The following is a 10,974-nucleotide window of genomic DNA, read 5'->3' as shown; positions in this document are numbered from 1 at the left end:
TGTTTCAATTCGATTCGGGCAAATACAGCAAAAGGTGGCGCACCTTAAAAAGTGCACCACCTCGGGTTGGTAACTTACAGGTTTGGTTTCAATTCAACCGCATCGTTACGAACCAGTTTCCAATCGCGAGCTGACAGAGGAATCAGACCACGGTCAGTCAGGTAACCTTCGTCACCAATCGCATCTTCAGAAGTGAAGGCCGTTACGTAGTCTTTCAGGCCAGGAATCACATCTGCGTGTGCGTTTTTCACGTAGAAGTACAGTGAACGAGATACTGGGTAAGAGCCGTCACCAATCGCATCAAACGTTGGTACTACGCCGCCAATTTTCGCACCCTGAACTTTGTCAGAGTTTTGCTCGAGGAAGCTGTAACCGAAGATACCGAATGCATTAGCGTTCGCGTCCAGTTTCTGTACGATCAGGTTGTCGTTCTCACCCGCTTCAATGAACGCGCCATCTTCACGAATGCCGTGACAAACTGCTTTGTACTTCTTCTTGTCTTGCTTCTTCATGGCTTTCAGCTCTGGGTATTGCTTACAGCCACCTTCCATTGCCAGCTCTACGAACGCATCGCGAGTACCAGACGTTGGTGGTGGGCCCAGAACTTCAATTTTGGTCGCTGGAAGAGAAGGGTTGACGTCTTTCCAGGTTTTGTTCGGGTTTTCGATGAGGTTGCCGTTCGCATCAGGAACCACTTTCGCCAGTGCAGTGAAAAGGTCTTTCAGAGTGATATCGAACTGCTCAGACTTTTTAGAGTTAGCGAAAGCGATGCCGTCGTAACCTACTTTGATTTCGGTGATGTCTTTAACGCCGTTCTTTGCACACAGCTCGATTTCAGAGCTTTTGATTTTACGCGATGCGTTAGTGATGTCTGGGGTATTTTCACCCACACCTGCACAGAACAGCTTCAGACCACCGCCAGAACCGGTAGATTCGATTTTCGGTACAGAGAATTCTGAAGTGCGACCAAAGCGTTCCGCTACAACGGTAGCAAACGGGTACACTGTTGAAGAACCAACAATGCTAATGTAGTCACGAGTCGCTGCAGCAGCGTTATTCGCAGCGAATACTGACAGGCATACTGTCGATGCCGCAATCAGAGCCTTAAGTTTCACATCAACCTCCAAGTCGATAGTTTTTTGAGTTCAACTGTCAGTGTCCTCACTGACCGTTATTCGATTTCTTATCAAAACCTGCTATCAAAATTAGAGATCGCTTGTGACACTAACCTTAATGAAATGTGAACATTTAATTACAGGGAGCAATGTCACTTAACTGAAATATCAATGACACCCATCTTTCATCGCGTTGACATAATTCCTGCCTAGTTTATTTCCGTGCCTCACCCTCGCCGCATCTGTCTTTTTTGCCGTATTGACAACGCTTTATCGCGGAATTTCGCTTGCTGATTGGCACTAAAAAGAAGTGCGTCTGCCTGATTCCACGCCTTAAGGCTGCTTGGGCATCTCAACGCAGTGGCTTCAAACATTCCAATAAATAAAAGAGAGTACAGACATGGCTCAACCCGCCTCAGTTGGCTCAAGCACCTCATCCAGCGTTGGCTCGTCATCGCTTGCCGATCATGACGTTCGCTTGAAACACAAACCAACCGTCCTTTTCCTGTGTGACGGTCAAGAAGGCTATTCCTTAGTGGCAGGCGCGATTTTGGCGCATAAAGCAGACAGTCACTTTGATAGCTACAGTGCCTACACCAGTGCCAGTTGCGATGTCGCCACAGCCTGTCAAACACTGAAGCAATACAACATTGCCTGCTCAGATTCGCACTTCAGACCGATTGAGGCATACCACCGAAACAACGTCGATTATCTGATTGCACTTAATCCAGCATCGGTACAATCAGGCAAGCCTTTACCGAAGTATGAAAAATTTATTCCGTGGGATATTACTGAGGGTGGAGAATCGAGCGATCGACAGAAAGCGATAAAGTACATCAACGACCAGATAAACTATTTTCTGTCTGTCTATCTGTATCGTTGAGTGCAACGTGTTTGGAGATTCAGTTTGTGATTGAGGTAATCGTGACGGGCCTTTTGGACGCTGACATCGCACAGTTGCGTCCTTTCACTTTGGCCTCAGACAAGGCGTTGTGAGCAAGGTTGATCAACTTGTCCACGGCGCGGTCATAGGGAATTTGTTTTTCACTGTCGCTCCGGAAAGCACAATAACCGATGCTGATGGTCACCGGTTTATTGTCAATTGAGCACTGCGCGACACCTTCCGACATCCGCTCGCACACTTTTACCACTTCCGATTGCAAGGTGTCCGGCAACCAAATCAGGAACTGCTCGCCGCTGTATCTTGCCACGTAATCGTAGTTTCGAACGGCCTGACGCAAGGCGGTCGCTGCGCCTTTCAATATCCGATCACCTTCTTCATGCCCATGCTTTTCATTGATTGCGTGGAAATTATCAATATCAACCAATGCAATCGCGCCTTCCCCATCTCGCCTTATCAGCTGATTCAGCTCTCTATTCAGATAATCAAACAGCGCCCTGCGGCTTGGCAGCTCAGTCAGGATATCCACCTGCTGCAAGTTTTCGAGACGCTCACTGAGTTGGCGGTAAGATTCACGCGCTCCGTTAAGCTCCGCGCGGTATTCCTCATTCTCCAGTTTAATTTCCAGAATTCCTGCCAGCAGCGTCAAGATGCCTTCGTTGCCCGGGTTTGCGCTGCCGTCGGCATCTGCCACTACACTCAGTGTTCCCCACACTGCACCGCCAAAACGGATCGCCACTCCCCAATAGGCCTCTGGCAGTCGGTTAACGCCGGGATGACCTGAGAGCTTTTCATTCTTTCTGGTATCCGGTGCCATCAGCGGCGTTTCCATGCCCGCCGTCACGCTGCAAAACGTGCTGCCCAAAGCCACCACGTCGCCTGCTTTTTTCGAGACCACGTTGCCATTCGAATAGCATTCCACGACTTCCAATTCGAGATTGTCGATACGGGAAAAGCAGGCGCAATCTGCGTCAAATTGCCACGTAGCGATTTGCAGCAACTCCCTGACCCACTCAGAAAAATCGAGATCTTTTCGTCGCGTCAGATGTTGAATACGCCCAACGATATTGGTGGGAACAACGGACATTTCAGTTTCGGAAGCGTGAGATGACATGGCAGTACCTTGTTCAATTGCCTTATAAAAACAAATAGCACAGCAAACGATATACGCTCATTTCTTTGACAAGTGTTTCGACATGAAATCACTCCGGTCGCACATGTACGGCAAGTATCCGCTGGCTCTCTTTTTTCACCTCCGCACGTTTTTTCCAGCTCCATAATCTGTCTCGAGCTGCTTTTGATGCGCCATCAAGCTCGATACAAGGTTCTGGATAATCCCCTGCTTCACCGATGCTGATTCCGTACATTTGCTGTTCCAGCGGCGTTAACAGCCAAGGCTCGAACACTAAAGGCGAAGGGATTTGCTTCAACTCCGGCAGCCAGCGGTGAATAAATGCAGCGTCAGGGTCATGCTCCTGTGCTTGTTTGGTGGGGTTGTAAATCCGAATGGTATTCGTGCCTGTCACGCTTGCCTGCATTTGAAACTGGGCGTAATGAATGCCGGGTTCGAAGTCCAAAAAGAGACTCGCCAAGTGTTTTACACCCCATCGCCAGTCAATATTGAGGTGATGGCAAAGGAAACTGACCAGCATGGAGCGCATACGAAAATTGATGTAGCCAGTGGCATGAAGACAGCGCATGCACGCATCCACCAGCGGATAACCTGTCGTGCCTTGCATCCAACACGCTAAATCCTTGATGACGTTTTCATCTTTTCTATAGGGAAACGCTTCATAGCCACGGTTAACATGGCGAAACTCCATCTCACATTCACTCTCAAATTTTTGAATGAAATGACAGTGCCAGTGAAACCGCGATGACAGCGCACTCAATGACCGTCGCCATCCCGGTTCATTCCAATGTTGTAATAAAGTCTGGTAGACCTCACGCACACTGATGTTTCCCCACGCGAGATACGGCGAGAGTCGGGAGCAATGGTTGCGACTTTCTGTAGGCTTGGAGATTTTGAACGCATACGACTTCCCCCGCCCGTCGTAGAAACTATGTAGCGTTTTCCACGCCAACATGGGACCGCCCGTCTGCATTCCCCGTTGTTTGTTATGCCACGTTGCTGGTGGCACAAATTCTGGCAGGTGAGCAGATTGGACGTTAATAAACGCAGCGGTTTCAAGATTCGGTGTGACGACAGGTGCCCGCATGGTTTTGTCCCACGCTTTGTCCCATCCATCACGGCCTATTGCCCCACGTTTTACCGCACCGGTTTGATATTCCTGCCAGTCTATCTCATGTTCTTCGCACCATTTCCCTACCTCTTTGTCCCGGGTGAACGTCTTCATTAACCCCGTTTCCTCATGGGAGTAGAGGGTTTTAATCTTGAACTGGGTATGAAGAGATGACAGCGCCTCAATACATTCGCTTCGTACCACCAGCACTTTGCCGCCAAAAGGCGCAAGTTGTTGGTTCAGATCTTCCAGCGATTGCCAAACAAATCGCCAATGGCGTTCTGAGTAATGTTCATCCTCAAGCAGTATCGGTTCAAATATATATAGCAGTAGGACAGGTAAGCCCGATGCTATCGCTGCCTGTAGCGGCGCATGGTCGGTCAGACGCAAATCGCGTTTGAACCAGACTAGGCTGATAGCATCTCGGTTTTGGGTTGGTGATGAAGGCATCAAGTCATCAGGGTCAAGAGTTTCGTCTTTTTACGCAGTCCATCACACGTTCGATCTGCTCTTATGGCGAGAAACGCCGATAAATTCGAAACATCAAGGTGTTGAATCTACGCTTTTATTAGGGGATGTTGACCTTAGAACCAACAAACTGATGTGAAATGACGGCTTTTCGGAGACTGACTATGCCTAAAGTGACGTTCGGCAAAACCGGAAACAGTGTGGAGCTTTCTAGCGGTAGCTCGCTGATTGACTTGGAAGATACAGGTGAAAGTGAAGTGCCTTTTGGCTGTCGCTCTGCGGCTTGCGGCACCTGCTTGATTGATGTCGAGTCCGGCATAAACAATCTAGCCCCCCGCACCGAAGAAGAACAGGATCTTCTTCATGATCTCGATATGGATGGCGACAAGCGCCGCCTTGCATGCCAATGCGTCATTTATGGTGATATCACCATCACCCCGCTGAACTGAAACTCTCCGCCCAAAGAAAAATGTGCATGTGTGTTTGATCTAAGCCGCATGCACGCGGTTCGAATGAGGTAAAATCCCCCCTTTCTCTGGGCTTCTCGCCCACTTTACACATCCATTTCAATAAAGGTTCTCGCGTGATATCCAAACTGCCCAAATGGGTTGAGTACGGCGCTTTTGTTCTTGCGCTGACAGCCGGCTATGTCAATGGCATTGGTTTGCTCGGTTTTGAGCATCAAGCCATCTCGCATTTGTCGGGAACGGCGACATTGATTGGTACGGATATCATCAACAGTCATCCTGTAAAGCTGGTGCATTTGCTCAGCATTCTGGCGGGATTTTTCGGTGGCGCGCTATTATCTGGCTTTATATTGAAAGACGGCACCCTGTCACTCGGCCGCCGCTACGACTTTCTGCTCATTGTTGAAGCGGCCCTGCTGCTGGGCGCTATCTATCCGATGAGTCACAATGCCGTTTATGGCTTGTATCTCGCGGCAGCAGCCTGTGGTATTCAAAATGGTTTGGTCACCAGCTACAGCGGTGCCATTGTTCGCACCACACACATCACGGGCATTATTACTGACTTGGGTTTGATGTTTGGGGCAAGGTTAAGAGGACAGCCTGTTAACCGCCGGAAGCTGGTGCTGTTTGTGGTGATTGCCGTCGGTTTTGTGCTGGGCGGAACACTCAGTGCGATGCTGTTTCCTATTCTTAAAGAAAAAGCTTTCGTGCTTCCCGCCATGGTATGCGTAACGCTGGCCTTCATCTATCGCATTTACATGCGAAGAGCGAGGATACACCTTAAAGCCATTGCGCCCAATCAAGCGCGGGATTGACGGCGAAACTTAGCTTTATACATTTCTCCGTCTGCTCGATTGAGCAGTTCGTCGATATTGGCATCGGCTTTCACATTTACAAATCCGATGCTGACATCCACACCATAATCAGTAATGCCAGTGCAAAGTGAAGCCGACAACGCACCCAGGCCATGCTCATTTTTACTGAATGCCACAAACTCATCCCCACCAACACGAAACGCAGCCTGCGACCCAAACGTCGATGACAAGTTTTGACCAAAGATTTTCAGTACTTTATCGCCGATTTTATGGCCGTGGGTATCGTTACACTGTTTGAATTTATCGAGGTCAAAGTAGTAAAGGCGATGAGTGATCAACCCAAGTTTGGAGAACCGCTCAAAGCAGGCACGACGGTTACCTAACTGCGTAAGCTCATCCAAGCGGGCATCTTTGTACAACTTGGCCCGCAGTGATTTATTCGCTGCCGCTTCACCATTGAGCTGTGCAATCATTTTTTCGCCGGCGACGGTCTGCTTTAGGAAGCCATAAGAAATCAACACCATGCCCATAATGGTTAGGCTGGTATCAAGATAAAGCACCTTGAACTTTTCACTACTGACCACTTCATCAAGCACATCAAAGAGATTGCCCAAGCCGTATACCAGCCAACCAATCCACAGCCAGGTAGCCATGCGCATGCTTTTATAGCGAAAACACTCAAATGCCACGGACAGGCCAATGCCTAACCCTATGATTTCCTCATAGATCCCAGCATCTTCTTTGATGGCAATGGTGTCGACAAACACCATTAATGTGGCGAGGATCGTCCAAATAACCAAATGGTACAGCCAACGTGTTGAAATTCGATTCAAACCGCCCCCTTGATTACTTTTTGATCGATTTGGGCGATTTTAAAAGAAACCGGATGCAAACTCCCATTCGAATTCATTTATTCGAGAAGTGACTCGAATCCACCCTTCACCCTTATTGACAGTATTGTTATTTATAAATCAAGAAAATCTTGAACACGTACAAGTAAACGGAGCTGGCTTTATGCCATAGTGAATCTTTTCGGCTAAATCACGCACAAGGACGAAGTATGAAAGACGAAACTCTCTCGATCCACGCTGGCTATCAGACGGACCCAACCACAAAGTCGGTGGCAACACCGATTTACCAAACCGTCGCCTATGAATTTGACAGTGCACAACACGGCGCGGATCTGTTCAACCTTGAAGTCCCGGGAAATATTTACACCCGTATCATGAACCCAACCAATGACGTACTGGAACAGCGTATGGCTGCGTTGGAAGGTGGTTTGGCATCACTGGTTGTGAGTGCAGGTAGTGCGGCGATTAACTACGCGATCCTGACGCTGGCGGAAGCTGGCGACAATATTGTTTCAACACCACAGCTCTACGGCGGCACTTACACCCTTTTCGCGCACATGCTTCCGAAGCAAGGCATTGAAGTGAAATTCGCTAAAGACGACAGCCCTGAATCACTGGCTGAACTCATCGATGACAACACCAAAGCGGTGTACTGTGAAAGTATTGGTAACCCAGCGGGTAACATTGTCGATCTTGGCCGAGTGGCAGAACTGGCTCACGCGAAAGGCGTACCGGTTATCGTAGATAACACAGTGGCAACGCCAGTGCTTTGTAAGCCAATCGAACACGGCGCAGATATCGTGGTGCACTCTCTGACCAAATACATTGGCGGTCACGGAACCACTCTCGGTGGTGTGATTGTTGATTCCGGCAAATTCCCTTGGGCACAACACAAAGAACGTTTCCCGGTGTTTAACCAGCCAGAGCCTTCCTATCACGGTGTAGTCTATACCGAGGCGTTTGGTGAAGCCGCCTTTATTGGCCGTGCACGTACCGTGCCGTTACGCAACACAGGTGCCGCTCTGTCGCCTATGAATGCCTTTATGCTGATGCAAGGTTTGGAAACCCTGCCGCTTCGCATGGAGCGTCACGTAGAGAATGCGCTGAAAGTCGCGGAATACCTGAAGGGCCACGAGAAAGTGAGTTGGGTCAGCTATGCCGGTCTGCCAGAATCTGAGCACCATGCACTGGCGCAGAAATACATGGATGGCAAACCTTCAGCAATTCTGTCTTTCGGCCTGAAAGATGGCTACGACGCAGGTGTTCGTTTCTACGATTCGCTGGGTCTGTTCAAGCGTTTGGTGAACATTGGTGATGCGAAGTCTCTGGCATGTCACCCTGCTTCAACCACTCACCGTCAGTTGAGTGTGGAAGAGCAAGCGCAAGCAGGTGTTTCACCGGAAATGATCCGTCTATCAGTCGGTATCGAACATATCGACGACATCATTGCGGATTTGGAGCAAGCGCTGAACGCGTAAATCCAATTCACGCCGAAAAGCCCGCTATATGGTCCGTATAGCGGGCTTTTTATTTAAACCGGCTAAGGCTGCGTAAGACGACTGAGAAGCACAGGAGCATTATTGATGCTGTTCAGCATGAAGCTATTGTCATCCAGCCAGTAAATATCCTGGCTTTGGTTGAAGGTCTGATGGATAACATTCTTCACGATCTCTAAGCCATAGGCTTCGAATGTGCTGTTTTCTACTGGCTCCCATTCATCCATAAAGGTCGTTTTCAGAATCAGTCTGTCACCATCAATCAACCACTCTCCGTTGTTCAACAAGTAATAGGTTTCACTGTTGCCGTCTTTCACCGCCGTGTAGGCAAATTGAAAACTTGCTGAATAGGTGTTGTCACTGTTAAACACCACATTTCCAGACCAGTTTGCGTCGATGTTGCCCTTCACCCCTTCCAGCACAACCCGCTCGCCATCGTTGTTAAGGAAGTAATGTGATTCAAAAGCCCATTTGTCTCTGGTCAGTGCGCGCTTGGTACCGAAAACAGATTCAATCACGGCTGAAAAACCAAAGAAGGAAATCAGGAAAACAATGAGATAAGACAACCACTTCTTCACAGCTTGCATTGGTTTTCCTCCAACGACAGCGAAGAGTTCAGACCAATGCGGAAAGCATGACCGAGAGACTGCTCATGGAAAATGAGCAAGGAGATGGAATCGGCATGATTCGCAGCAACCAACACTTGGGAAACAGGCAGGTTCTCCTGCTCCACAATCACATTCACACACCTTTCGATAACTGGAACCAGTTTGGAATTGATTTGGTTTCCCGCCAGTTTATAAATGGGCATGGAGAGAGAGGAAGATTCAATGGTTTCCATTTTTGAAGCTTGGGGCTTTTCGACAGTCACCCAAGCTGCGGCAAACGCCAGCAAAACGGCAATCAGATAAGGAATCCACCCCATTGGCACACGCTGACTTTTCTCTACTTCGGGTTCAGAGGGCGTTGCCAGTTCGCTCGGGTTCGCTTCCAAGACCAGCAGATAGCCCATTTTGGGAATGGTTTTGATCACCATCTGATCTTTCGCGGTGTCATTAAATGCTTTGCGTAAAAGTGAAATGCTTTGGTTCACGCTGCTTTCATCCACCACCAGTCCGCGTGGTTCCCAAACATCCGCCAGAATTTGCTGGCGCGACACTATCTCCCCTTTCTCTTTGATCAGGAGTTGAAGCAAGAGTGATTCATTGAGCGATAACTCAGTCACTTCACCTGTGTCTTCATTGGTCAGGGTATGGAGTCGGGTGTCTAAGAGGAAGGTATCCCCAATGCGGTAGTAGGCAGACACCTGCTCTGAGTTAGATTCGTTACTCACACGCTTCCCGGTTTACTCAATGATATGGCAACAAAATTAGCTGATGGGACAAACCTAAGGCTGTCCAATTTCGATACAAAAGCAGAATGGCTGGATAATACGAAAAAAGGCATGTCGCTCCGGACATGCCTTTATACCAATGATGTTTACAGCAAAGTGATCTCTACCGAGCGCTCCAGCAATGCATCTGATTGAGAAATTGGTGATTGGTCTGCCACTGACAGAACAACAATACGGTCAGATTCCACACCTTTGCTCACCAAGTAGTCTGCAACGGCATCGGCACGGGCAGCAGAAACACGCTGGTTTGTCGCATCAGAACCACTGGTATCGGTGCGGCCAATCAGCTCAGCTTGCAAGTGAGGGTTCGCCAGCATGGCATGCGCGACTTCATTCAGGTTGAACGCACCGTATTCGTTGATATCAGAGCTGCCCACCTGGAAAGGAAGCACGTAGTGAGCGCGTGAAGGGACTTCTTCTACCACTTCTACGGTTTTTACCACTTCCTCTGTCACCACCATTGGTGTTTCTGGCTGGCCAAACTTGTAGCTCATGCCCCAGTAGACTTGGTGAAGATCTGTCTTACCACCATTGGCTTTTTCAACGTCAGCATAAATGTCGTAACCAACTTGGGTGCTTACTGCGTGAGTCAGTTGATATTCAAGACCGACACCCGCCGCAACGACCGCGTTTTCTTTTTTGAATACGTCGCCATCTGTGTTGTCAGCAAAAATGTAAGCACCACCCACTTTACCGAACATAGACAAATTCTCAGTCACGTTCAGGTCGCCTTTTACACCCATTTCTGCGATGTGAAGTTCCGCATTTGCGCCTTCATTCAGACCAAAGTCATTCATGTAGCCATAGCCACCATACACACTGAAATGGTTACCAAAGTCGTAACCCCCTTCCAGTTTGAGTGCATGCGCATCATGTTCAGAACCTGCTGGCATTTCTGATTCTTCAATCAGACCCATACCTGTGCCGGCACCGATATAAAAACCTTCTCCAGTGGCTTGTTGAACATCTGCCTCTGTAGCAAATGCCTGTGGTGCAATACCAAACATGCTGATGAGGATAGCGGAAGAAATGAATGTCTTTTTCATGATGGTTACCTTTATTGGTTATTCGTTTTCAAAGGCAAATCCCTGCCGACGTCACTGCTTTTTAATACCCGCTGGCTAATGCGGATATCGTCCGTTGCAAACACAAATCCATCTTGTCGGTGGAGGAAGGAGAAGACCAATAAACGGTTGTGATTCGTTGTAATGAAAGCTAATCAGGA

Annotated in this window: 11 protein-coding genes; 4 read left to right on the top strand and 7 right to left on the bottom strand. The window is 48.6% G+C overall.

Annotated elements, in window-relative coordinates; genetic code table 11:
* Positions 1 to 74: 74 nt before the first annotated feature.
* Complete coding sequence (locus tag QL223_RS06210; protein ID WP_281544208.1) at positions 75 to 1,115, bottom strand: substrate-binding domain-containing protein; 1,041 nt, start codon at positions 1,113 to 1,115, stop codon at positions 75 to 77.
* 400 nt (positions 1,116 to 1,515) lie between these two features.
* Between QL223_RS06210 and QL223_RS06205 the strand changes: the two genes are divergently transcribed.
* A complete protein-coding gene (locus QL223_RS06205; protein WP_002542652.1) occupies positions 1,516 to 1,998 on the top strand; it encodes a hypothetical protein in 483 nt (160 codons plus the stop codon).
* Between the two features lie 19 nt (positions 1,999 to 2,017).
* Here QL223_RS06205 and QL223_RS06200 read toward each other — a convergent pair whose 3' ends face one another.
* Both QL223_RS06200 and QL223_RS06195 read right to left on the bottom strand, forming a co-directional pair.
* Positions 2,018 to 3,130: a GGDEF domain-containing protein gene (locus QL223_RS06200; protein WP_002542654.1), complete on the bottom strand. Its 1,113-nt coding sequence runs from the start codon at positions 3,128 to 3,130 to the stop codon at positions 2,018 to 2,020.
* An 88-nt stretch (positions 3,131 to 3,218) separates the two neighbouring features.
* On the bottom strand, positions 3,219 to 4,709 hold the full coding sequence (locus QL223_RS06195) for a deoxyribodipyrimidine photo-lyase (RefSeq protein WP_281544207.1): 1,491 nt from the start codon (positions 4,707 to 4,709) through the stop codon (positions 3,219 to 3,221).
* A 182-nt stretch (positions 4,710 to 4,891) separates the two neighbouring features.
* On the opposite strand from QL223_RS06195, the gene QL223_RS06190 reads away from it, so the two are divergent.
* Entirely contained in the window at positions 4,892 to 5,176 is a 285-nt protein-coding gene (locus tag QL223_RS06190; RefSeq protein ID WP_281544206.1) for a 2Fe-2S iron-sulfur cluster-binding protein, read from the top strand.
* Between the two features lie 134 nt (positions 5,177 to 5,310).
* On the top strand, positions 5,311 to 6,009 hold the full coding sequence (locus QL223_RS06185) for a YoaK family protein (RefSeq protein WP_002542660.1): 699 nt from the start codon (positions 5,311 to 5,313) through the stop codon (positions 6,007 to 6,009).
* Here the strand turns inward: QL223_RS06185 and QL223_RS06180 are convergent.
* Positions 5,994 to 6,842, bottom strand: a complete 849-nt coding sequence (locus QL223_RS06180) for a GGDEF domain-containing protein (RefSeq protein WP_039850654.1) — start codon at positions 6,840 to 6,842, stop codon at positions 5,994 to 5,996. The two genes, QL223_RS06185 and QL223_RS06180, sit on opposite strands and share 16 nt — an antisense overlap.
* 227 nt (positions 6,843 to 7,069) lie before the next feature.
* Between QL223_RS06180 and QL223_RS06175 the strand changes: the two genes are divergently transcribed.
* Positions 7,070 to 8,338: an O-acetylhomoserine aminocarboxypropyltransferase/cysteine synthase gene (locus QL223_RS06175; RefSeq protein ID WP_002542664.1), complete on the top strand. Its 1,269-nt coding sequence runs from the start codon at positions 7,070 to 7,072 to the stop codon at positions 8,336 to 8,338.
* A gap of 62 nt (positions 8,339 to 8,400) precedes the next feature.
* Here QL223_RS06175 and QL223_RS06170 read toward each other — a convergent pair whose 3' ends face one another.
* The 3 genes from QL223_RS06170 to QL223_RS06160 form a co-directional block, all read right to left on the bottom strand.
* A complete protein-coding gene (locus QL223_RS06170) occupies positions 8,401 to 8,943 on the bottom strand; it encodes a regulatory protein ToxS (protein WP_002542665.1) in 543 nt (180 codons plus the stop codon).
* Entirely contained in the window at positions 8,931 to 9,689 is a 759-nt protein-coding gene (locus QL223_RS06165; RefSeq protein WP_002542666.1) for a winged helix-turn-helix domain-containing protein, read from the bottom strand. Before QL223_RS06165 ends, QL223_RS06170 begins: the two co-directional genes overlap by 13 nt.
* Positions 9,690 to 9,835: 146 nt before the next feature.
* Entirely contained in the window at positions 9,836 to 10,795 is a 960-nt protein-coding gene (locus QL223_RS06160; protein ID WP_281544205.1) for an OmpA family protein, read from the bottom strand.
* Between the last annotated feature and the right edge of the window lie 179 nt (positions 10,796 to 10,974).

The sequence above is a fragment of the Grimontia sp. SpTr1 genome (genome assembly GCF_947387585.1).
GTDB classification, from domain to species: Bacteria; Pseudomonadota; Gammaproteobacteria; order Enterobacterales; family Vibrionaceae; genus Enterovibrio; species Enterovibrio indicus.
The sequence above is the reverse complement of the archived record's forward strand: the minus strand, read 5'-3'. Positions and strand labels throughout refer to the sequence as shown.